Annotated in this window: 17 protein-coding genes; 9 read left to right on the top strand and 8 right to left on the bottom strand. The window is 45.8% G+C overall.

Features of this window, described 5'->3' with window-relative positions:
• Positions 1–251 precede the first annotated feature (251 nt).
• The 9 genes from gltB (at position 252) to AB6E85_RS11470 (ending at position 11,898) form a co-directional block, all read left to right on the top strand.
• Entirely contained in the window at positions 252–4,715 is a 4,464-nt protein-coding gene (gltB, locus tag AB6E85_RS11510; RefSeq protein ID WP_372142725.1) for a glutamate synthase large subunit, read from the top strand.
• A gap of 16 nt (positions 4,716–4,731) precedes the next feature.
• Positions 4,732–6,144: an FAD-dependent oxidoreductase gene (locus AB6E85_RS11505; RefSeq protein WP_050651923.1), complete on the top strand. Its 1,413-nt coding sequence runs from the start codon at positions 4,732–4,734 to the stop codon at positions 6,142–6,144.
• 179 nt (positions 6,145–6,323) lie between these two features.
• On the top strand, positions 6,324–6,752 hold the full coding sequence (locus AB6E85_RS11500) for a DUF1499 domain-containing protein (RefSeq protein WP_017070085.1): 429 nt from the start codon (positions 6,324–6,326) through the stop codon (positions 6,750–6,752).
• Positions 6,753–6,878: 126 nt separating this feature from the next.
• Entirely contained in the window at positions 6,879–7,574 is a 696-nt protein-coding gene (mtnN, locus tag AB6E85_RS11495) for a 5'-methylthioadenosine/S-adenosylhomocysteine nucleosidase (RefSeq protein ID WP_012603226.1), read from the top strand.
• Between the two features lie 10 nt (positions 7,575–7,584).
• Positions 7,585–8,538: a cobalamin biosynthesis family protein gene (locus AB6E85_RS11490; RefSeq protein ID WP_372075957.1), complete on the top strand. Its 954-nt coding sequence runs from the start codon at positions 7,585–7,587 to the stop codon at positions 8,536–8,538.
• Between the two features lies 1 nt (position 8,539).
• Positions 8,540–9,409, top strand: a complete 870-nt coding sequence (gene btuF / locus AB6E85_RS11485) for a vitamin B12 ABC transporter substrate-binding protein BtuF (protein ID WP_372142722.1) — start codon at positions 8,540–8,542, stop codon at positions 9,407–9,409.
• 74 nt (positions 9,410–9,483) lie between these two features.
• Positions 9,484–10,101 (top strand): TRIC cation channel family protein, encoded by a 618-nt coding sequence (locus AB6E85_RS11480; protein ID WP_050649519.1) that lies wholly within the window; start codon positions 9,484–9,486, stop codon positions 10,099–10,101.
• A 242-nt stretch (positions 10,102–10,343) separates the two neighbouring features.
• Positions 10,344–10,925 carry a flavodoxin family protein gene (locus AB6E85_RS11475; protein WP_372075961.1) on the top strand — a complete coding sequence of 194 codons (582 nt, stop codon included), beginning with the start codon at positions 10,344–10,346 and terminating at the stop codon, positions 10,923–10,925.
• A 127-nt stretch (positions 10,926–11,052) separates the two neighbouring features.
• Positions 11,053–11,898, top strand: coding sequence for a LysR family transcriptional regulator (locus AB6E85_RS11470; protein ID WP_372142720.1), 846 nt, complete (start codon positions 11,053–11,055; stop codon positions 11,896–11,898).
• Here the strand turns inward: AB6E85_RS11470 and AB6E85_RS11465 are convergent.
• The 8 genes from AB6E85_RS11465 to ftsZ form a co-directional block, all read right to left on the bottom strand.
• On the bottom strand, positions 11,849–12,628 hold the full coding sequence (locus AB6E85_RS11465) for a TSUP family transporter (protein ID WP_012603222.1): 780 nt from the start codon (positions 12,626–12,628) through the stop codon (positions 11,849–11,851). The genes AB6E85_RS11470 and AB6E85_RS11465 overlap by 50 nt on opposite strands.
• 195 nt (positions 12,629–12,823) lie before the next feature.
• Positions 12,824–16,054 (bottom strand): carbamoyl-phosphate synthase large subunit, encoded by a 3,231-nt coding sequence (carB, locus tag AB6E85_RS11460; protein WP_017059294.1) that lies wholly within the window; start codon positions 16,052–16,054, stop codon positions 12,824–12,826.
• A 16-nt stretch (positions 16,055–16,070) separates the two neighbouring features.
• Positions 16,071–17,210 carry a glutamine-hydrolyzing carbamoyl-phosphate synthase small subunit gene (carA, locus tag AB6E85_RS11455; RefSeq protein ID WP_048609692.1) on the bottom strand — a complete coding sequence of 380 codons (1,140 nt, stop codon included), beginning with the start codon at positions 17,208–17,210 and terminating at the stop codon, positions 16,071–16,073.
• A gap of 503 nt (positions 17,211–17,713) precedes the next feature.
• The gene (gene dapB / locus AB6E85_RS11450) at positions 17,714–18,538 is read right to left on the bottom strand and encodes a 4-hydroxy-tetrahydrodipicolinate reductase (RefSeq protein WP_020628676.1); all 825 of its coding nucleotides are present in this window, start codon (positions 18,536–18,538) and stop codon (positions 17,714–17,716) included.
• Between the two features lie 92 nt (positions 18,539–18,630).
• Positions 18,631–19,029, bottom strand: a complete 399-nt coding sequence (mutT, locus tag AB6E85_RS11445; RefSeq protein WP_048618233.1) for an 8-oxo-dGTP diphosphatase MutT — start codon at positions 19,027–19,029, stop codon at positions 18,631–18,633.
• Between the two features lie 333 nt (positions 19,030–19,362).
• The gene (secA, locus tag AB6E85_RS11440) at positions 19,363–22,089 is read right to left on the bottom strand and encodes a preprotein translocase subunit SecA (RefSeq protein ID WP_048614961.1); all 2,727 of its coding nucleotides are present in this window, start codon (positions 22,087–22,089) and stop codon (positions 19,363–19,365) included.
• A 390-nt stretch (positions 22,090–22,479) separates the two neighbouring features.
• Positions 22,480–23,397: a UDP-3-O-acyl-N-acetylglucosamine deacetylase gene (gene lpxC, locus AB6E85_RS11435; RefSeq protein WP_010434751.1), complete on the bottom strand. Its 918-nt coding sequence runs from the start codon at positions 23,395–23,397 to the stop codon at positions 22,480–22,482.
• Between the two features lie 96 nt (positions 23,398–23,493).
• A complete protein-coding gene (gene ftsZ / locus AB6E85_RS11430) occupies positions 23,494–24,723 on the bottom strand; it encodes a cell division protein FtsZ (RefSeq protein ID WP_017059291.1) in 1,230 nt (409 codons plus the stop codon).
• Positions 24,724–24,733 lie beyond the last annotated feature (10 nt).

The raw sequence follows: 24,733 nt of genomic DNA, 5'->3' as shown, positions 1-24,733 counted from the left end.
TATCCATCGACTATTTTAGATTATTAAGTGGCTAATCGCGTTTATGCATGATAATTAACCATGAACTTGACCTTAAACACAATTAGCTATACGTTGTAAAGCTGATGAAAATAAAATCAATCGGTTTTGTTAACACAACCAATAACGTTTTAACTGGCTAAAGCGAACTATCAGTTTATAAAAAACAACAAGTATATGAATAGTTAGTCATTTACTGTCTGGATGACAGAGAAGCAAAAGGGAGAATTGCAATGGCTCTATATGATCCTAGTCTTGAAAAAGACAACTGTGGATTTGGTTTAATAGCGCAAATGGAAGGCCAACCGAGTCATAAGTTGGTACGAACTGCTATTTCAGCCCTCGATCGTATGACACACCGTGGCGGTATTGCTGCGGATGGTAAAACAGGAGATGGCTGTGGCTTATTGCTACAGAAGCCAGACTCTTATCTCAGAATTATTGCAGAAGAGAATAACTTCAAGCTCGGCAAGCAATACGCTGTTGGCATGATTTTCTTCAGCCAAGATCCAACCAAAGCGCAAACCGCGCAAGACATCGTCAATAAAGAGCTCGCTCAAGAGACCTTAACGGTTGCAGGTTGGCGTGTCGTGCCGACCAACACCGACGTATTAGGTCCGATTGCCAAAGATTCCGTTCCCAATATTCAGCAAGTCTTTATCTCAGCCCCTGCTGGTTGGCGTGAACGCGATATTGAACGACGCCTTTATATCGCTCGTCGTAGAATTGAAAAGCAGATCAGCGAAGACAAAGATTTCTATATTTGTAGCCTTTCGACACAAGTCATGGTTTACAAAGGTCTGTGTATGCCGGCCGATCTTCCGCGATTTTACCTCGATCTTGCTGACTTACGTATGGAATCGGCGATATGTCTGTTCCACCAGCGCTTTTCAACCAATACTCAGCCACGCTGGCCACTGGCTCAACCATTCCGATATTTAGCGCACAATGGTGAGATCAATACTATTGAAGGTAACCGTCAGTGGGCTAAGGCTCGTGCCTATAAATTCTCTTCGCCGTTGCTGCCAGACTTACAAACCGCAGCACCCTTTGTGAATGAGACAGGCTCAGATTCATCAAGCCTAGATAACATGCTCGACCTGTTCCTTGCCGGTGGTATGGATGTGTTCCGAGCGATGCGCATGCTTGTGCCGCCCGCTTGGCAAAATCACCCAGATATGGACCCCGATCTGCGTGCCTTTTACGACTTCAACTCCAAGCACATGGAACCGTGGGATGGCCCAGCTGGTATCGTACTTTCAGATGGTCGTTACGCCGCGTGTAACCTCGATAGAAATGGCCTGCGTCCAGCACGTTATGTCATCACCAAAGACAACCTAATCACGCTAGCATCTGAGGTCGGTATCTGGAATTACGCACCGGATGAAGTTGCAGAAAAAGGTCGTGTTGGTCCAGGTGAGTTACTGGTGATAGATACTCGCCGCGGCAAACTGTGGCAATCTAATGAAATCGATAATGACCTCAAAAGCCGCCACCCATATAAAGAGTGGATGGAAAAGAATGTTCACAAATTAACGCCATTTTCTGCGTTGCAAGATGACCAAGTCGGTAAGCGTAGCTTTGACGATGACACGCTCAAGACCTACCAAAAACAGTTTGCGATGAGCAACGAGGAGTCCGACCAAGTACTGCGTGTACTTGGTGATATGGGGCAAGAAGCAGTAGGCTCAATGGGCGATGATACGCCGATGGCTGTTCTCTCTTCAAAAGAGCGCCTGGTTACTGATTACTTCCGTCAGAAGTTTGCACAGGTCACCAATCCTCCGATTGATCCATTGCGTGAAAAACACGTGATGTCTTTGGCGACCAGTATCGGTAAAGAGATGAACGTGTTCTGTGAAACAGACGGTCACGCCTATCGTGTGACGTTTGATTCACCAGTACTGCTTTACTCAGACATGCAACAGCTTCTGCAGTTAAGTCAGAAACATTACCGTCATGTCATTCTCAGCATGCACTACGACCCGAATCATCAAGATCTCGAACAAGCGATCAAAGCGGTATGTGATAGCGCGGAACAAGAAGTCCGTGAGGGTGCGGTTTTAGTTGTGCTATCGGACAAAGGTTTAGAAAAAGGCAAACTACCGATCCCTGCAGCCATGGTGGTTGGCGCGGTTCAAACAAGGCTTGCTGATACTAACCTGCGTTGTGATGCCAACATCGTGGTTGAGACAGCCACTGCTCGTGACCCACATCAGTTCGCAGTTCTACTTGGCTTCGGTGCGACCGCGGTTTATCCATACCTTGCTTATGAAGCGTTAGGTAAAATGTTGGATGATGGTTCTTTAGATAAAGACTATCGTACCGCGATGCAGAACTACCAAAACGGCATCAACAAAGGTCTGTATAAGATCATGTCGAAGATGGGTATTTCTACGATTGCTTCATATCGTTGTTCGCAACTTTTCGAAGCCGTTGGCCTACATTCCGATGTTGTTAAGCTCTGTTTCCGCGGAGTTACCACACGAATCCAAGGCGCAAGCTTTAGCGATTTCCAACAAGATATCTATAACTTATCTCGTAAAGCGTGGACTAAGCGCAAACCGATCGAACACGGCGGTTTACTGAAATACGTCCATGGCGGTGAATATCACGCCTACAACCCAGATGTAGTTGGCACACTGCAAACCGCAGTTAAAACTGGCGAAACTTCGGATTACCTCTCTTTTGCTAAACAGGTAAATGCTCGCCCTGCGGCAATGTTACGTGACTTAATGAGCCTCAGAAAAGCCGATAAACCACTAACACTTGAGCAAGTAGAGCCAAGTAGCGATCTGTTTAAGCGCTTTGACTCGGCTGCGATGTCGATTGGAGCTTTGAGCCCAGAAGCTCATGAAGCACTGGCTATGGCGATGAACCGATTAGGAGGCTACTCCAACTCTGGTGAAGGTGGTGAAGACCCACGACGCTTTGGGACTGACCGCAACTCGCGCATCAAACAGATTGCGTCTGGTCGATTTGGCGTAACGCCGCATTACTTAACCAATGCAGATGTTCTGCAAATCAAGGTCGCGCAAGGTGCGAAACCCGGTGAAGGTGGTCAGCTGCCAGGTCATAAAGTCACGGCAGAAATCGCCAAACTGAGATACTCAGTTCAAGGGGTCACGCTGATCTCCCCTCCTCCACATCACGATATTTATTCTATCGAGGATCTGGCGCAGCTTATTTTCGACCTTAAGCAAGTGAACCCTAAAGCCTTAGTTTCAGTGAAGTTAGTATCGGAACCGGGTGTAGGCACGATTGCAACAGGTGTAGCAAAAGCCTATGCCGACCTTATCACCATTTCTGGCTACGATGGTGGTACCGCGGCAAGTCCATTGACCTCGGTAAAATACGCAGGTTGCCCTTGGGAGCTTGGCTTAGCGGAAACTCAACAAGCACTGGTGGCCAATGGCCTACGCCATAAAATCCGCTTGCAAGTCGATGGTGGTTTAAAAACCGGACTCGATGTTATTAAGGGCGCGATTCTCGGTGCTGAAAGCTTTGGTTTTGGTACTGCGCCAATGGTCGCGATGGGTTGTAAGTTCTTACGAATTTGTCACCTAAACAACTGTGCAACGGGCGTTGCGACTCAAGATGAAACACTACGCCGTGAATACTTCAAAGGCCTGCCAGACATGGTAGTGAACTACTTTACCGGCCTAGCCGACGAAGTTCGCCAGTACCTTGCAGAACTTGGCGTAGAAAAGCTCACAGACCTGATAGGTCGCACGGATTTACTTGAAGCCGTTCAAGGCCTCACGGCGAAACAGAGCAAGCTCGATCTATCTTCAATACTCGAAGCTCCGGTATCTCCAGAAGGTCACCCGCTGTTTTGGACCGAGCCAAATGCACCATTTGATAAGGCTCAACTCAACCAACAGATCCTTGATGACGCAATTGATGCGATTGAGAAACGTCAATCCACCAGCCTTTACTACAACGTAATCAACACCGATCGCTCGATTGGTGCTCGTATCTCAGGTGAAATTGCCAAACGTTACGGTAACCAAGGCATGGCAGGCTCACCAATTAAGTTGTATCTCGATGGTACCGCAGGCCAATCCTTTGCGGTTTGGAACGCCGGTGGCGTCGAGTTGTACCTAACGGGCGATGCCAATGACTATGTTGGCAAAGGCATGGCGGGCGGCAAAGTGGTTATCAAGCCTCACCAAGGCACTGCATTTGTTTGTAACGAAGCGACCATCATAGGTAACACCTGTTTGTATGGTGCGACAGGAGGCAAGCTATTTGCAGCAGGAACTGCCGGCGAGCGATTTGGCGTACGTAACTCAGGTACCGTCGCTGTGATTGAAGGCGCAGGTGATAACGCTTGTGAGTATATGACGGGCGGTATTGTTGCCATTCTTGGCGCAACCGGCGTCAACTTCGGCGCTGGTATGACGGGTGGTTTTGCTTATGTGATGGATAAGAATGAAGACTTCCAAGGCCGTGTGAACAACGAATCGGTTGAGGCACTTTCTCTGTCTGACCTATACATCCACCAAGAACATCTGCGTGGTTTGATTGCAGAGCACTTAGAAGAGACAGGTTCAGTACACGCTGAAGCGATTCTGGCGAACTTTGATGAATGGATTCCGAAGTTCTACCTAGTGAAGCCAAAGACGGCGGATCTTAACACCTTGCTCGGCCACCAAAGCCGCAGTTCTGCTGAACTTCGTGTTCAAGCGCAATAATTGGAAGGAGCCAATAATGAGCCAGAATGTATACCAATTTATTGATGTGAATCGCGTAGATCCAGCGAAGAAACCAATCAAAATACGTAAGATTGAGTTTGTAGAGATCTACGAACCTTTCACGAAGCAACAAGCTAAGGCGCAAGCTGACCGCTGCTTAGATTGCGGTAACCCTTACTGTGAATGGAAGTGCCCAGTCCACAACTACATCCCTCAATGGCTCAAGCTTGCCAATGAGGGGCGCATTATCGAAGCGGCTGAACTGTCCCATCAAACCAACAGCTTGCCTGAGGTTTGCGGACGAGTTTGTCCTCAAGACCGTTTGTGTGAAGGCTCTTGTACCCTCAACGACGATTTCGGCGCAGTAACCATCGGCAACATTGAAAAATACATCAATGACAAAGCGTTTGAGATGGGTTGGAAGCCAGACATGTCGCATGTCGAATGGACCGATAAAAAGGTCGCAATCATCGGTGCAGGCCCCGCAGGTCTTGCTGCTGCTGATATCTTAGTTCGAAACGGTGTGAAGGCCGTAGTATTTGACCGCTATCCGGAGATCGGTGGCCTGCTCACGTTTGGTATCCCATCGTTCAAACTAGAGAAAGGCATCATGGAAAACCGTCGCCGTATCTTTAGTGGTATGGGTGTCGAATTTAAGATGAATACCGAAGTCGGTAAAGACGTTCAACTACAACAACTGGTCGATGACTACGATGCTGTCTTCTTAGGTGTCGGTACCTATAAAAACATGCGTGCAGGTTTAGACAACGAAGATGCACCGGGCGTTTATGATGCCCTACCATTCCTTGTTTCCAATACCTACAAGGTCATGGAACTGGATAACCCAACACCATTCATCGACATGAAAGGCAAAAAAGTGGTTGTGCTCGGTGGTGGTGATACCGCGATGGACTGTGTCCGAACTTCGATTCGTCAGCATGCAGCTAATGTTGTTTGTGCTTATCGCCGAGATGAAGCCAATATGCCGGGCTCTCGTCGTGAGGTGAAGAATGCGCGTGAAGAGGGCGTGAAGTTCAAGTTCAACCTACAACCTATTGGCTTAGAGCTTAACAGCGCTGGTCATGTGGTTGGCGTTAAATTCGTGAAAACCGCTTTAGGTGAGCCTGATGAAGCAGGTCGCCGTCGCCCGGAACCTGTCGAAGGCAGTGAGCATGTTCTTGAGGCAGATGCCGTTATCATGGCATTTGGTTTCCAACCTCATGCGATGGAATGGCTAGAACCTTTCGGTGTGGAGCTCGATCAGTGGGGTCGCATCAAGGCTCCTGGCAAACAAGAGTTTCAATACCAAACCACCAACAGCAAGATCTTTGCAGGTGGTGATGCGGTTCGAGGATCTGACTTAGTGGTGACCGCTATCGATGAAGGCCGTAAAGCCGCAGAAGGGATCTTGGATTACCTAGAAGTGTGACTAATCTAAAGTTTCCGCTATTAATCAAGCCGTTACTATAAAAAGAGGATCCGTATATGGATCCTTTTTTAAGTTCGATACGTTTTACCAACGGCATAACAAAGAATACGTAAAACAATCGCAAATTAACGAATACCGAGAACTACAATTAAAATTAAAACAACGCCATAGGAAACACTATGAAAAAAGCCGCTCTCCTCTCTCTATCTCTTTTGACTTTAACCGCTTGCAGCCAAGGAATCACGGACATGAAAGACAGAACTTCATCACCTTGTGGAGACAAACCAAACTGCGTATCAACTCAAGATGACCGTGAGCAACATGCATTGGCTGCGTTTGAGTTGTCAGATTCAGCGAACTTAGATGCGATTGAGCAGGTTGCACTAACCTTACCGGGATCGAAAACCGCAAGTAAAACAGAAGATTATCTGCGTGTTGAATGTACCTCTCGCATCATGCGCTTTGTCGATGACTTAGAGCTTAAGATCACGGATGGCAAACTGATCGTGCGTTCAGAGTCTCGTACTGGCCATTCTGATTTTGGCGTAAACCGAAAACGAGCTGAACAACTTCGTGCTAGCTTGAAAAGCGAAGGCCTAATCAAATAGATAGAAGAATACGCAGATAAATCGCTGCTATTCGGATGAGAAGTGCCTCAGGGCAGTCGCTCGACACTTCTTATCCATGCTACAATTTCGCTCTACTGTTTAAATATTTTTTATAAGAGACTACACATGAAAATCGGCATCATTGGCGCAATGGAGCAAGAAGTTGCGATCCTAAAAGCAGCAATTTCAGACATTACTGAAGTTAATAAAGGCGGTTGTACCTTTTTCTCTGGTCAGCTAAATGGTGTTGACGTTGTTTTGCTTCAATCTGGCATTGGTAAAGTAGCAGCGGCTGTTGGTACTTCAATCCTACTAAGCGAATACCAACCAGATGTCGTTCTTAACACGGGCTCTGCTGGCGGTTTTGATTCAACACTGAACCTTGGCGATGTGGTTATCTCAACTGAAGTTCGACACCACGATGCAGACGTTACAGCTTTCGGTTACGAAATCGGCCAAATGGCAGGTCAACCGGCAGCGTTCAAAGCTGACGACAAACTGATGGCTGTTGCTGAGCAAGCACTAGCACAAATGGAAGACAAGCATGCCGTTCGCGGTCTTATCTGTACTGGCGACGCATTTGTTTGCACGGCAGAACGCCAAGAGTTCATCCGCAAGCACTTCCCATCTGTTGTTGCTGTAGAGATGGAAGCATCGGCTATCGCTCAAGCTTGTCACCAATTCCAAGTACCATTCGTGGTTGTTCGTGCAATCTCTGATGTTGCAGACAAAGAATCACCAATGAGCTTCGAAGAGTTCCTGCCACTAGCAGCACAAAGCTCTTCTGAAATGGTTATTAAGATGGTTGCCCTACTAAAGTAAGCGACTAGACATGCAAACACTGTTTGATCAGGTATTTGCAAATGGCGTGCTCCTTGTGATGTGGGGAGCACTGCTTTTTCATTTAATTTTACCTATCCCCCATGCCGCACACCCCACGACCTTATGGCATAAGTTTGCTGAGCTTTTAGCAAGCAAGGTTAATAACAACCACAACTATTCCCAAAGTTTAATCTCAGGCACATTAGCCTGGGGGTTAATGGTACTGCCAACTCTGGTTATTATCTTGGCACTGCAACCATTGGTTTGGCAATCTCAACTGTTTGAATTGGCACTGTTATTACTCGCGATTGATTGGCGCAATAATGAAAAGCTGGCTAACCAACTGATCAAAGCACTTGGCCGAGAAGATAAAGCGGCAGCTCGTCAGTTACTGGCTCCGATTGTCAATCGTCAAACCGAATCACTTTCGTCACTTGGCCTAGGCAAAGCCGCCACAGAAACCATCATCATGGGTTACGCTCGTAACGTAGTTTGTGTGTTGTTCTGGTACGCGATTGGTGGTGGAATGGCCGCGTTAATGTATCGCCTTTTGGTTGAGTTAGCTCGAGCTTGGTCGCCAAGTCGCAAGCAATTTTCTCCATTCGGCTCAACGGCGATCAAGATAGTCGCTATTCTCGAATTTATACCGATACGTTTTTTTGCTTTGATGATCGTATGTGGTGATAAAGCAACGCACACATTTAAGATGATGTTAGTCCAAAGTCGCTCTTGGCCACTGCCCGGCCCTGCCTGGTTGATCACGGCCGTTGGCAACAAGCTGGAACTATCATTGGGTGGCCCTGCGATTTACGACAACACCAAAGCCATTCGCGCAAAATTAGGCGGAAGAATCGCACCGTCAGCTCTGCATCTATCTCAGGTTCAGAAACTACTCTTTGGTCGCATCGCTATCTGGATTTTTTTACAAAGCCTAGCCTTACTATTTATTCACCAAGGGATTTAGAGTGAAATCTTCAACACTTGTTACAAGCCTTACTATTTTGTCTTCCAGCTTATGGCTGCCTTTATCATTTGCAGAAGAAGCACCACTGACTCCAGAAAAAGTTCAGCCGGCTCAACGCGTGGTCAGCCTTGCTCCTCATGCCACTGAGATCGCGTACAGCGCAGGTTTAGGTAACAACCTTGTAGCCGTAAGTGAACGAAGTGATTACCCACCGCAAGCCGACAAGCTTGAAAAAGTGGCAAACTATCAAGGCATCAAGGTTGAGAAGATCATCGCACTTCAGCCTGATTTGATTCTTGCGTGGCCAGCCGGAAACCCGCCCAGAGAGCTCGCGAAGCTAGAACAATTTGGTTTTAATATTTACTACTCCAAAACCAAAAGCCTAGACAGTATCGCAACCAATATTGAACAACTCAGCCAATACGCTAGCGATCCAAGTATTGGCGAAAATAACGCTCAGCAATACAGAGAGCAGCTCAACGCGTTGAGACTAAAATACAAAGATGCCGAGCCAGTAAACTACTTCTACCAACTCAGTGAAAAGCCGATCATCACTGTTGCTCAAGGACACTGGCCAAGTGAGGTGTTTGAGTTTTGTGGTGGTCACAATATTTTTGAAGACAGCGCCTCCCCATATCCGCAAGTTGGTATTGAACAAGTTGTATTAAGAAAACCGCAAGTGATCTTCACTTCTCAGCACGCGATTGAGAATGGAACCATGTGGCAAACATGGGAAGATGAGATCCCAGCTGTCGCTCAAAATCAGATTTGGTCCCTCAATTCTGACTGGATTAATCGCCCGACAACGAGAACTTTGAAAGCGATCCAACAAGTGTGCGATTTCTTCGATAGAGCTAGGCAAAATCACTAACTATTTGCTGCGTTTTTTCGTACAATTCGCCACCGACCTGTCCCTACAATTTTAACTATAAGAGCACCAGTATCATGGACTCCATGCTGCTTTATATTATCGATTTATTTGGCACTGCCATCTTTGCCGTCTCAGGCGTATTTGTCGCTGGCCGTCTTAAGATGGATCCCTTTGGCGTCGCCGTTCTAGGCAGTGTTACCGCAATTGGTGGCGGTACAATTCGTGACATGGCATTGGGCGCGACTCCCGTATTTTGGATAACCGATACCACCTACCTTTGGGTCATCATCATCACCTGTTTGCTGACCATGATTATTGTAAGACGCCCGAAACGTCTGGCTTGGTGGATATTGCCGGTATGTGATGCGATTGGCTTAGCGGTGTTTGTTGGCATTGGTGTAGAAAAGGCGCTTATCTATCAAGATTCAGCATTAGTGGCCATCATCATGGGTGTCATCACCGGTTGCGGTGGCGGTATTATCCGTGACGTACTTGCCCGTGAAGTGCCAATGATTCTAAGAAGTGAAGTCTACGCGACCGCTTGTATCATTGGAGGCGCTTTCCATACCATGGCGATCAGCATGGGGCACGACTCAGAAACTGCATTTCTGGCCGGCGTGTTCTCAACACTATTGATCAGACTTGGCGCTATTCGTTGGCATTTATCATTGCCGACCTTCGCCATCAAATAAGCTATCTTTACAAAGAGAAAGGCTCCGCAAAGGGGCCTTTTTTAATCCGGTTTCAAATCACTGATACCCTCGATTTCCACTCTTCAAAGATCCCTTCTTTTCCTAACACTCAATTTAGTTAGTCCATTAGCTCATTAGGTTAGTAATGTTTTTTGTTTACTTATCTAATTCACAGGCTATATTAATAAACAAATAGCTTTATAAATGAATATATTTACTAACATTGTCAAAGGGAGTTCAAGATGAGTATTGGTAAAGTTGGCATTGTTTTCTTCTCTAAGAATGGAGCAACTAAGCAAGTCGCTGAAACAATCGCTGAAGGCATTAACACTCAACAACCTAACTCAGTACTCCTTGTCGAAGTGCTATCTTCTGAAGTGGTCGAAGGAAGGTATGACAACGATGATAAGCTCAAGTCATTAGATAACTGTGACGCCATTATCTTTGGCTCTCCGACTTACATGGGTTCACCAGCCGCTCAGTTTAAGAGTTTTATGGATGCAAGCAGTGATAGCTACTGTAAGAAAGCATGGCGAAATAAACTCGCAGCGGGTTTTACCACAGGTGGCAGCCTTAACGGCGAGCAGCAACAAACCTTGTTGAGCTTTTTCACTCTGGCTTGTCAGCATGGCATGATTTGGGCAGGGCTTGATATCTCGAAGCACATTGATGACTTAGGTTTGAATCGCACAGGATCAAGCATAGGTTTGGTCGCCAGTGAAGATGAGACGGCAGATAACACCAGTAGTCACATCAACAGTAACGATCTTCAGACTGCTTTCTATTTTGGTCAGCGCATCGCAAGTCTAGTAAAAAGAACCTAACTAATTAACTGACGGGCTAGCTTCAAAACTCCTAGCTTGTTTGATATCTATGAGCCCAAGACTAGAGAATGAACGTTGTTTAAGGTAAGTTGAAACAATCATTCCCAACTTTCATGAATATAACCCAATGCTACTCGAAGGAATCGAAACTCTACTGGTATTGAGTAAAGCAAAGACCATGAGCCGCACAGGCAGTTTGCTTTATATCAGCCAATCAGCGGTCAGCAAACGGATTGCGAATTTAGAAAAGAAGCTAGGTAAAAAGCTCATTGAACCGAGTGGCCGACAGATAAAACTCACGCCAGATGCGATAGCATTAATAGAGAGTATTGGCCCTACATTCAATGAACTTCGCGGGCTTATTTATGAACAGCAAGAGTTGGAAGATACCACTCTCATCACCCTAGACAGCTCTAAATCTCTGATAGCCGGTTATTTAGGTGAGATGATGGGCCAATTTATCCAGCAAGATAAGTACATCACCATTACCACCAACCACACGCCGAGAATCATAGAGCGAGTGCAATCTGGCAAGGCGACCTTGGGGTTGTGTGCTGGCTTACTGCCACCACATCATGGGTTGATGACCTTCCATCTATTTGATGAGCCGTTTTACATAGTGAGTAAGTCACCGCTAACGGAGCTTCCTCCAATGGTCATCACTAACGACATGACCAACCCTGCCAATTCTTATCAACTTTCTGTATTAGAGAAGTTTGGTATCAAACCCTTGATGGAGATGGATGCCTACACCGCAGCGGCTCAACTTGCATTGGGCGGGACTGGGCCAGCGTTAATACCGCTCTCTATCGTAAAAACACTCAATATTGAGCTTCAATATCTGTATAGCTTCACCGAATTAGCAGGCTTGATTCGGCCGATTCATATCTGTGTCAGACCAAATAGTTACCAGTCTCCACGAGTTAAAACACTGATAGAATCCATTGTTGATGCTGTTCCCAAAGCAGTTTAGACGCCATTAGCATCGACATCACGATCACAAGGGGGCGAATCCATTTCTGCCCTTTTGTCACCACTACTTTAGCGCCAAGCTGAGCGCCCATAAATCCACCGACCGCCATCACTAATCCCAACTCCCAAATAGGCAAACCAGCCAAAATAAAGAAAATTAAGGCAGCGATATTCGAGGTAAAGTTAAGTACTTTAGTACGCGCCGTAGCATCGACTAACGAGAAGTGACCAATAGCAACAAAGCAGACGGTGAAGATAGAACCTGTTCCTGGGCCAAAAAAGCCATCATAGAAACCCACGCCGCCACCAATACACAGAGCAAACATGGCCTCAGAGATCTTCTGTTTTCCTTCAGACGCTCTAGTTTGGGGTGCCAACAGGAAATAGAGAGAGATAGCGATAAGCAGCAGTGGGATAACACTGGTCAGTAGGCTCGCATCAATGTGCTGGACTAACTCAGCGCCAATTGCAGAGCCAATAAAGGTACAAAAGATAGCAAGGCGCATCTCTTTGATGCTGACGATACCGTTGCGCACGAAATACCAACTTGCGGAGAAGCTGCCAAATGAGCTTTGGAGTTTGTTAGTTGCCAATGCCTGCGTCGGTGGAACTCCAGCCGCTAGCAATGCAGGTAGAGTCAGTAACCCACCGCCGCCAGCCATTGCATCAATAAAGCCTGCTGCCGTTGCAACAACAAACAAGATAGCCAATATTTCTAGAGTGATTTCCATATACCCAACGCCTTAATGTCCTGTGTAGCGACAAGTTACCACTCACGGCAGACGAGCAATAACGAAACACAAGATTCTAACCTATTCCAAATATTCATCATTAAGTTACCGCGGAATAACAGACATAAAAAAGCCCACTCCGAAGAGTGGGCTTTGAGCATTTATATCCGCTTATCAGCGATACACTTTAGGCGATTAAGCTTGAGAAGCTTTAACCTGAGCGTGTAGCTCTTGAACTGAAGTTACTGACGTTTTCGCGTCTGCAGTGTGCGCCATACAAGTCGCGAATGCAGCGTTTAGCGTAGTCGTGTAGTTAACTTTCTCAGCAAGTGCACCACGACGAAGAACTTTAGAATCTTCAATCGCTTGACGGCCAGCTGCAGTGTTCACGATGTACGTGTACTCGTTGTTCTTGATACGGTCAAGAATGTGAGGACGACCTTCATGTACCTTGTTTACTAGACGTGGGTTGATGCCCGCTTCGCCAAGGATAACCGCAGTACCGTGCGTTGCGTCTAGCTGGTAACCAAGCTTAGATAGCTTAGATGCTAGGTCAACAACACGCTCTTTGTCGCCTTCGCGAACAGAAAGAAGTGCACGACCGCCTTCTGGGTAGATGTTGCCACAACCCAATTCAGCTTTAGAGTATGCTTCAGCAAACGTCGCACCAACACCCATAACTTCACCAGTAGAGCGCATTTCAGGGCCTAACAGTGGGTCAACACCAGGGAACTTGTTGAATGGAAGTACAACTTCTTTCACTGAGTAGTAAGGAGGGATGATTTCTTTCGTAAAGCCTTGAGACTCTAGAGATTGACCCGCCATTACACGAGCAGCAATCTTAGCGATTGGCGCGCCAGTTGCTTTAGATACAAATGGAACCGTACGTGCTGCACGAGGGTTAACCTCGATTAGGTACACTTCATTGTTCTTAACAGCAAACTGCGTGTTCATCAGACCACGAACACCCAACTCGAACGCTAGCTTTTCAACTTGCTCGCGCATTACGTCTTGGATTTCTTGGCTTAGCGTGTATGCAGGAAGAGAACATGCTGAGTCACCTGAGTGAACACCCGCTTGCTCGATGTGCTCCATGATACCGCCGATTACAACGCGCTCACCGTCACAAATCGCATCTACGTCAACTTCAACAGCGTCATCTAAGAAGCTATCAAGTAGTACTGGAGATTCGTTTGATACGCTTACTGCTTCGTTGAAGTAGCGACGTAGGTCTTGTTCGTCGTATACGATTTCCATCGCACGACCACCAAGTACGTAAGAAGGACGTACAACCAGTGGGAAGCCAATTTCACGAGATTTCTCTACCGCTTGCTCCATTGTTGTTACTGTCGCATTTTCTGGCTGAAGTAGGCCTAGACGGTCTACAGCAACTTGGAAACGCTCACGGTCTTCTGCACGGTCGATTGCGTCAGGGCTAGTACCGATGATTGGTACGCCAGCTGCTTCAAGAGCACGAGCCAGTTTAAGTGGCGTTTGACCACCGTACTGAACGATAACGCCTTTTGGCTTCTCAACGCGAGCGATTGCCAGTACGTCTTCCAGAGTTACTGGTTCGAAGTACAGACGGTCAGACGTATCGTAGTCTGTAGAAACTGTCTCAGGGTTACAGTTAACCATGATAGTTTCGTAGCCATCTTCACGTAGCGCTAGTGATGCGTGTACACAACAGTAGTCAAATTCAATACCTTGGCCGATACGGTTTGGACCGCCACCTAGAATCATGATTTTTTCTTTGTCTGTTGGGTTTGCTTCACACTCGTCATCGTAAGATGAGTACATGTAAGCCGTATCTGAAGAGAACTCAGCCGCACACGTATCTACACGCTTGTATACCGGGTGGATATCGTATTGGTCACGTAGACGACGGATTTCACTTTCTGCTACACCTAGAATCTTAGATAGGCGCGCATCAGCAAAACCTTTACGCTTAAGCTTGTTTAGCTCGTCTTTATTTAGACCAGCAAAGCCTTTCGCTTTAAGTTCTTGCTCTAGCTTAACGATGTCTTCGATTTGAACTAGGAACCAACGGTCGATTTGCGTTAGGTTGAATACACCATCTACCGACATACCAGCACGGAATGCGTCAGCGATGTACCAAATACGCTCTGCGCCAGCTTCTTTAAGTTCGTGACGGATAGTCGTTAGAGCATCTGGTGCGTCTAGGTCTACCATTTCGTCAAAACCAGTCGCGCCAACTTCTAGGCCGCGAAGTGCTTTTTGTAGAGATTCTTGTTGGTTACGGCCGATAGCCATAACTTCACCAACCGACTTCATTTGCGTCGTTAGACGGTCGTTAGCACCTGCAAATTTCTCGAAGTTAAAACGAGGAATCTTAGTTACTACGTAGTCGATTGTTGGTTCGAATGATGCTGGCGTTGCGCCGCCAGTGATGTCATTCATTAGCTCGTCTAGCGTGAAACCAACAGCCAGTTTCGCTGCAATCTTAGCGATTGGGAAACCTGTTGCTTTAGATGCTAGTGCAGAAGAGCGAGATACACGTGGGTTCATCTCGATGATAACCATACGGCCATCTTTCGGGTTGATACCAAACTGTACGTTTGAACCACCTGTTTCAACACCAATCTCGCGCAGTACTGCTAGAGATGCGTTACGCATTAGTTGGTATTCTTTGTCTGTCAGCGTTTGAGCTGGAGCCACGGTGATTGAGTCACCCGTGTGAATACCCATTGGGTCGAAGTTTTCAATCGCACATACGATGATGCAGTTGTCGTTTTTGTCACGAACCACTTCCATCTCGTACTCTTTCCAACCGATAAGTGATTCATCGATAAGAAGTTCGTTTGTTGGAGATAAGTCCAAACCACGACGACAGATTTCTTCAAATTCTTCTTTGTTGTAAGCGATACCGCCACCAGTACCACCCATCGTGAACGATGGACGAATGATACAAGGGAAGCCAACCATGTCTAAAACTTTGTAAGCTTCTTCCATCGTTTTCGCTGTATCAGCAGTTGGACACTCAAGGCCAATTGCTTTCATTGCTTTATCGAAGCGTGAACGGTCTTCTGCTTTATCGATAGCGTCAGCCGTTGCACCAATCATTTCAACACCGAACTCTTCAAGAACGCCGTGCTTTTCTAGGTCTAGCGCACAGTTCAATGCAGTTTGGCCACCCATAGTAGGTAGAACTGCATCAGGCTTCTCTTTAGCGATGATGTTACGCACAACTTCCCATTGGATAGGTTCGATGTAAGTTGCATCTGCCATGTCTGGGTCAGTCATGATTGTCGCTGGGTTCGAGTTTACAAGAATAACTCGGTAACCTTCTTCGCGAAGCGCTTTACAAGCTTGAGCACCAGAGTAATCGAACTCACATGCTTGGCCGATAACGATCGGGCCAGCACCTAGAATAAGAATACTTTTAATGTCAGTACGTTTTGGCATTGTCTACTACTCCGAATTACGCTGTGTGCTGTTTGATTAGTTCAATAAAGTGGTCGAATAACGGCGCTGCGTCTTCTGGACCTGGGCTCGCTTCAGGGTGACCTTGGAAGCTGAATGCTGGTTTGTCTGTACGGTGAATACCTTGTAGAGAACCATCAAATAGTGATTTGTGCGTTGCACGTAGTGTCTCTGGAAGGGTTTCTTCGTCAGCAGCAAAGCCGTGGTTTTGCGAAGTAATCATCACAACATCACGATCTAAATCTTTAACCGGGTGGTTTGCACCGTGGTGACCAAACTTCATCTTCACTGTCTTAGCGCCTGACGCAAGAGCAAGAATCTGGTGACCTAGACAGATACCGAAGATTGGTAAGCCTTTTTCTAGGAACACTTTTGTCGCTTCAATTGCGTAAGTACATGGTTCTGGGTCACCAGGGCCATTTGAAAGGAAAACACCGTCTGGGTTCAGAGCAAGTACTTCTTCAGCTGAAGTCTCAGCAGGAACAACCGTTAGGCGGCAGCCGCGGTCAACAAGCATTCGTAGGATGTTTCGTTTTGCACCGAAGTCATAAGCAACAACGTGGTATGGCAATTCTGAGTCTGCTTTCGCTTCAGGAAGTCCACCCGTAAGCGTCCACGAACCTTGTTTCCATTGATACGCTTCTTTTGTTGTAACTTCTTTCGCAAGGTCCATACCTTTCAGGCCAGGGAATTCTTTTGCTTTAGCTAGAGCCAAAGCTTCGTCTAGGTTGTTACCCGCTACGATACAACCGTTCTGTGCGCCTTTTTCACGAAGAATACGCGTCAGCTTACGAGTATCGATATCAGCGATACCAACAACGTTTTGCGACTTAAGGTAATCAGAAAGGGATTGTTCATTACGGAAGTTAGAAGCGATTAGAGGGAGATCGCGAATCACAAGGCCTTGAGCGTGGATTGAAGAAGATTCTTCGTCTTCGGAATTGGTTCCGGTATTGCCAATGTGAGGGTAAGTAAGGGTAACGATTTGTTGAGAATAGGAAGGATCAGTGAGGATTTCTTGGTACCCCGTCATCGAGGTATTAAAAACGACTTCACCAACTGCAGAACCTACAGCGCCAATGGCTTCACCGTGAAATACTGTCCCATCTTCTAGGACAAGTAGTGCTGACTTCTTCAAGACAACCTCCAGAAATAAAAATGCATTAAAATTGATTTAATTTGCAAATCTACCTTCCTGCAACACCAAAAACTGCGTGTTTATGGAAATTAGACAAATTGGCGGTATTTTAGTGATCTGCGTGATACGTGTCAACATTTAACTCAAAAGAAATTAAACATTTGTAAGGACTAATTCAATTTACCCCCTCAAAGCCCCAAAAGTTCAACTTTCATACGCATTTAGCTCGAACATTACGATTTTCTAATTTTCACCCCTCATTTTAACCAACCATAGAGTGACAAAAATATCAGCAACAAAACGCAATCGATAAATACCAAGAGAAAACATGACAATTTAAAGATCTAAAACAAAAAACACACCAAAGACCACATAAACAACATAGAAATAGAGGAAAAATGACGATAATAAGAAAGTAGAAGGAAGATAGTAGAAGAGAGATTACTAAGAAAAAGGCACCAAATAAAGAAAGCGCCGGCAATTGCCAGCGCATAAATATGTATTTACAGGTCGTTCAAACCAAGGACATCCGTCATGGTATAAAAGCCTGCTGGTTTATCATTTAACCAAACCGCGGCCTTGATTGCGCCATTAGCAAAGGTCATTCGATCAGTGGCTTTATGGGTAATTTCCACTCGTTCACCGATATCAGCAAACATAGCGGTGTGTTCACCAATAATGTCACCGGCACGAATCGTCGCGAAACCAATCTCATCTTTAGTACGCTCACCAGTAATACCTTCGCGCGACCATACTGCGACATCGTTCAGCTCGTTGCCCATCGCACCCGCAATAGCTTCGCCCATACCAATCGCAGTGCCTGACGGTGCATCGACTTTATGACGGTGATGAGCCTCAACGATCTCGACATCACAATAATCGCCCATCACTTTAGCTGCCTTCTCTAGCAGCTTAAAGACCAGGTTTACACCAACGCTGTAGTTAGGTGCCATTACGATAGCCATCTCTTTTGAAGCAGCATCAATCACCTGCTTCTCTTCTTCAGAGAAACCCGTCGTACCGATAATCAGTTTTTTACCGTGACGTTTACAAAGTTCAATATTCGCTAATGTGCTAACAGGGGCAGTAAAATCGACAATCACATCAAACTCTTCAATGGCTTTCGACAAATCATCGACTAAAGCAACATCAAAACGACCTTCACCGCATAACTCGCCGACATCTACGCCGACCAAAGATGACTCTGGACGCTCTGAACCAGCTCCAACACTTGCTTCTGAATTATGATGAGCGGCTTTCACCAAGTTGCGACCCATGCGGCCCGCTGCTCCTGCAATTGCAATTCTTACCACTGCGAATATCTCCATTGTTTTGGTTACCGTTGCCACTTATCTCTTGCAGCAACGTTCAATCGATTAATCTCTTTAAACTAACAACAATCTCAAACTCAGGCTAGCAATTACGAAAACTCTTTTATTACTCGCTCTAAAATTGGCACATTTGCCTCTGGGAAGGCGTATTGATTCAATGATTCTAGGCTTACCCATTCACCTTGTTGACCTTCTTTGCCATAAGGCTGCTCTTCAAAGTCGGTCACAAGGATGAAGTCGAACTTAAGCGACTTATCGGTGTAATCAAATTCAAGGTGCTCAAACAGAGACTGTTCTGTCACCTTGATGCCAATCTCTTCATCAAGCTCACGAGTCATCGCTTGCTCAATGGTTTCACCCTCTTCAACCTTGCCACCAGGAAATTCCCAGAAACCGCCTTTGTGTTTGTCGTCCGGACGTTTAGTAATAAATACCTGTGACTTGTCTTGGTTGAAGATAATGCCCGCTACAATGTGGATCCTTTTCATGTGTTGGTGTTCCTTAATAAAGCGCTTAACTCACACAGTCCCTGAATACGTCATCCTCAAGAAGGAGGAACGACTGAGCTGGGGAGCTAAAACAACGTGAGCCTAACTAAACGAGATTCCCTACTACGCTCGTTCTCGCTATAGGGAATGACGACTTCCTTGCGTAACAAAGTAAGCCATGAAATTTACATACAAAAAGAGCCGCCTAAGCGACTCTTTTTATCAAAATTATATTAAGGCAAAGCTGTATTGGTTGAGAACGAGGAGGCGACGCGGAGTTTACAAGTGTAAATGAGCATCGCCTACGAAGTTATCAGCCACTACAGCAAAGCATTAGTCAATTTTACCGTGACACTGTTTGTACTTCTTGCCGCTTCCACATGGACATGGCTCATTACGACCCACTTTACGCTCATCACGTACTACCGTTTGTGGAGATGCCGCTTCAGCTTCATCGTCAGCTAGCTGGTTTTCAGCTGTTGCATGTTGTGCTTGTGCACGACGCGCCGCTTCTTCAGCTTGAGCTTGACGTTGAGCTTCCATCTTTTCTACTTCTTCTTGTTGCTGAACGCGAACTTTAGAAAGGATGGTAACAACATCTGTTTTTAGTACATCTAGTAGGCCTTCAAACAGTTCAAACGACTCGCGCTTGTACTCTTGTTTCGGGTTCTTCTGAGCATAACCACGTAAGTGGATACCTTGACGAAGGTGATCCATCGCTGCCAAGTGCTCTTTCCAAAGACCGTCTAGCGTTTGTAGCATCACAGATTTCTCGAAGTTACGCAGTACTTGAGCACCAACCACTTCTTCTTTCTGTTTGTACGAATCAACCGCCATAGCAAGAATACGCTCACGCAATGCTTCTTCATAAAGCTTGTCGTCTTCGTCTAACCAACCTTGAATATCAAAGTCTAGATCGAAGTCATTCTTCAGACGATCTTGCAGACCCGCGATATCCCACATATCTTCAAGAGACTGAGGTGCGATGTATTCATCAATCACTGATGCCAGTACATCTTCACGGTTGTGTTCGATCATTTCGCTGATGTCATCTGAGCTCATCAGTTCGTCACGAAGCTCATAAACCACTTTACGTTGGTCATTGGCTACATCATCGTACTCAAGAAGCTGCTTACGAATATCGAAGTTACGACCTTCCACTTTACGTTGTGCTTTTTCAATTGAGCGAGAAAGCATCTTAGATTCGATCGCTTCGCCTTCGTCCATACCACTTTGGATAAGACCTGCCATACGATCCGATGTAAAGATACGTAGCAGAGAGTCTTCCATTGATAAGTAGAAACGAGAAGAACCCGCATCACCTTGACGACCAGAACGACCACGTAGCTGGTTATCGATACGGCGAGATTCATGACGCTCAGTACCAATGATGTGCAGGCCACCTGACTCAAGCACTTTATCGTGGATTACTCTCCAGTCAGCTTTGATCTTATCAATCTGCTCTTTGGTTGGATTATCTAGCTTCTCAACTTGTGCCTGCCAGCTACCACCTAACACGATATCGGTACCACGACCAGCCATGTTAGTTGCGATCGTTACCGCACTCGGCATACCAGCTTGTGCAACGATCTCTGCTTCCATTTCGTGGAATTTAGCATTTAGAACGCTGTGCTTAATTTTTGCTTTTTTCAGTGCGTTAGACAGTAGTTCAGACTTCTCGATAGAAACCGTACCAACCAATGATGGCTGACCAGCTGCTACACGGTCTTTGATGTCTTCAATGATCGCATTGAACTTGTCTTCTTCAGTACGATAAACCACATCTGGCATATCGTTACGAACCATAGGCTTGTTGGTTGGGATAACTACCGTTTCTAGGCCGTAGATAGACTGGAATTCGAAAGCTTCTGTATCGGCTGTACCTGTCATACCTGACAGTTTTTCGTATAGACGGAAGAAATTCTGGAATGTAATCGATGCTAGCGTCTGGTTTTCATTCTGAATCTTCACACCTTCTTTAGCTTCAACAGCTTGGTGTAAACCTTCAGACCAACGACGACCTGGCATAGTACGACCAGTATGTTCATCAACGATAACCACTTCGCCTTCTTCAGTAACGATGTAGTCGACGTCTTTCTCAAACAGTACGTGTGCACGCAGCGCTGCATTAACATGGTGCAACAGGCTGATGTTTGTCGGAGAGTAAAGCGTGTCACCCTCTTCCATCAGGCCGTTTTTGACCATTAGCTCTTCTACAAATTCTTGACCGTTTTCAGTCAGGTGAACCTGTTTCGATTTCTCGTCCATGGTGTAGTGACCTTCACCACGGTACTCTTCAGAATCTTCTTTATCTTGGCGCTCAAGGTTAGGGATCAACGTGTTAATACGCGTGTAAAGATCTGAACTATCTTCAGCTGGGCCAGAGATAATAAGTGGAGTACGAGCTTCATCGATTAAGATTGAGTCAACCTCATCGACAACAGCAAAGAAGCGCTCACGTTGAACACGATCTTCAGCACGGAAAGCCATGTTGTCACGTAGGTAATCGAAGCCAAACTCGTTGTTTGTTCCGTATAGGATATCCGCTTGGTACGCTTCTTTCTTCTCTGGTGGAGCCATGTTTGGCACGTTCACGCCAACAGTCATACCAAGGAATTCAAATAATGGGCGGTTTGTTTCCGCATCACGCTTCGCTAGGTAGTCGTTCACCGTTACTACGTGAACACCTTTGCTAGGTAGGGCATTAAGATAAGCAGGTAGGGTTGCTGTAAGAGTCTTACCTTCACCAGTACGCATTTCTGCAATTTGGCCAGCATTTAGAACCATGCCACCAATCATTTGCACGTCAAAGTGACGCATGCCGTAAACACGCTTAGACGCTTCACGTACCGTAGCAAATGCTTCAGGTAGAAGTTGGTCTAGCGATTCACCTTTATCTAAGCGCTCACGAAACTCAACCGTTTTTGCTTTTAGCTCTTCGTCTGAAAGTGCTTCAAACGATGGTTCGAAGTTATTAATTTCTTTTACAATTTTTCTAAGGCGGCGCAGTGTTCTGTCATTGCGACTGCCAATTACCTTTGTCAGCAGCTTAGTAATCATGTGCTTGGAATCTCTTCGTTCTCAGATCGTCCGCGATCTATTTTAAATGCCGTCAGTGTCTCTACTAGCTATGAACTAGTCTTCAGTTACTAACCAAGGATACTGAGATAAATCTAGTATCTTTGATATTGTACTTGAGAGTAGAGTTTTCAAGGCTTGAGTTAAAATTAATGCCCTTTAGTGTAAGTAATTTTCACACCAACAACCATTTATAACCCCATTTGTTTGATGTGCTTGGAACTTTTCTTTCTAATTGCTGATGGATTAGCCAGACTGCAACTCATTGGGAGACAACTTTCGGATGTTGACGACACTGTATCTGGAAAATAGATACAAAAAAACCAGGTCAATGACCTGGTTTTCGAAATCTTATATTGTTGTAAACAACAATTACGCTAGAACCATTCCTGGCTCAGCAAATGCAACAGGAGAGCCTACTTCTTCTTCGAATGTTGCCCATTCCCAAGCTTCTGCGTCAGCAAGTACTGCACGTAGTAGTTGGTTGTTTAGGCCGTGACCTGATTTGTATGCACGGAACTCGCCAATAATAGCGTGTCCACACATGTACAAGTCACCAATCGCATCTAGTACTTTATGAGTTACGAACTCATTGTCAAAACGTAGACCTTCTTCATTAAGAATTCGGTACTCGTCAAGTACGATAGCATTATCAAAGCTACCACCAAGTACTAGGTTTTGAGATTGTAGATACTCAATGTCGCGCATGAAGCCGAAAGTACGAGCGCGAGAAATTTCTTTCACAAAACCTTGTGAAGAGAAATCAAACAACAAACGTTGCTCATCAGATTCAATTGCTGGGTGGTTAAAGTCGATCTCAAAGTCCATACGGAAGCCGTTAAATGGAACAAACTCTGCCCACTTATCGCCATCTTCAAAACGGATAGGCTTTTTGATACGAATAAAACGCTTCGCTGCATTCAGTGTTTCTACACCCGCTTGCTGTAGCAAGTATACGAATGGGCTTGCGCTACCATCCATAATTGGGATCTCAGGAGCATCTACTTCAACAATAATGTTGTCGATGCCCATACCCGCTAAAGCTGCGTTAAGGTGTTCCACTGTAGAGATACGTACGCCTTCGTCATTAACAAGAGCTGTACATAGCATAGTGTCACGAACTGACGCTGGATCAGCTGGGAAATCTACAGGTGGATTTACATCTGTACGACGATAAACAATACCTGTATTTGCAGCTGCCGGGCGAAGAGTAAGTGTGACTTTACGACCAGAGTGGAGACCCACACCAGTTGTTTTCACAATTTCTTTCAGAGTACGTTGTCTGATCATCTGCTTGCCTCGTTATCAGTGCTACAAATCACGGTCAGTATTTACCGACCGCGAATTTTACCATTAATTCGACGATAGTCAAATTTTGGGTATTTGTTAATCAGCCTGACGTCGTAAGAATGCTGGAATATCTAAGTATCCACTCTCTTTCTCAGCCTTAGGTGCTGCACTTTGGCTAGCGCCTGTACCTGAAGAAACAGGTGACGTTGTTGGCTGCGGCTTAACTTGAGGTTTAACCTCAGTTTTTTCTTGCAATGGTTGTGCCACTTTCTCTTCCACTTTTGGTGCAGTTTGAGCCGCTACCTGTGGTTGAGGAGTTGGTGCAACCTTAGCTTTACCACCAGCAACTAATGTAATGTCTGGTTTTTTCTCTGTGCCGATACCTGTTGCTACAACAGTTACACGGATTTCATCCGTCATATCAGGGTCTAGAGAAGTACCAATCACAACTGTTGCGTTATCAGATGCGAATGCCTTAACTGTATTACCTACTGTTTCGAACTCATCTAGACGCATATCTAGGCCTGCTGTGATGTTCACAAGAACGCCACGTGCGCCAGCTAGGTCGATGTCTTCTAGTAGTGGGCTAGAAATTGCCGTTTCAGCAGCTTCTTCAGCACGGTCTTCACCTTTTGCGATACCGCTACCCATCATTGCATGACCCATCTCAGACATTACGGTGCGAACATCCGCGAAATCGACGTTAATCATACCAGGGCGAGTAATTAGCTCAGCGATACCTTGTACAGCGTTTTTAAGTACATCATTAGCACTTGCGAAAGCTTCTAGCAGAGTTACGCCGCGGCCAAGTACTTTAAGTAGCTTCTCATTTGGAATCGTAATTAATGAATCCACATGTTTAGAAAGCTCTTCAATACCTTGCTCAGCAAACGCTAAACGCTTTTTGCCTTCAAAGCTAAATGGCTTAGTTACAACAGCAACCGTCAGCACACCCAACTCTTTCGCAACTTCAGCAATAACTGGAGCAGCACCTGTACCAGTACCACCGCCCATACCAGCTGCGATAAATACCATATCGGCGCCAGTTAGAACTTCTTTAATTCTTTCTCGATCTTCGAGAGCTGCATCACGGCCTACTTGTGGGTTTGCACCAGCGCCCAAACCTTTAGTGATATCACCACCAATTTGGATCACGCTGCTCACGCTTGTTTTACGAAGTGCTTGCGCATCAGTGTTAACACTGATGAATTCTACGCCTTCGATTGATTCACGTACCATGTGCTCAACAGCGTTACCGCCACCGCCACCAACTCCAACGACTTTAATTACTGCATCGTCAGACATTTCCATCATCGGTTCAAACATGTGTTATCTC

Origin of the sequence: Vibrio sp. 10N.247.311.51, from assembly GCF_041467855.1 — a bacterium.
In the GTDB taxonomy this organism is placed as follows: domain Bacteria; phylum Pseudomonadota; class Gammaproteobacteria; order Enterobacterales; family Vibrionaceae; genus Vibrio; species Vibrio coralliirubri.
This window is presented reverse-complemented; position numbering and strand designations above follow the sequence as displayed.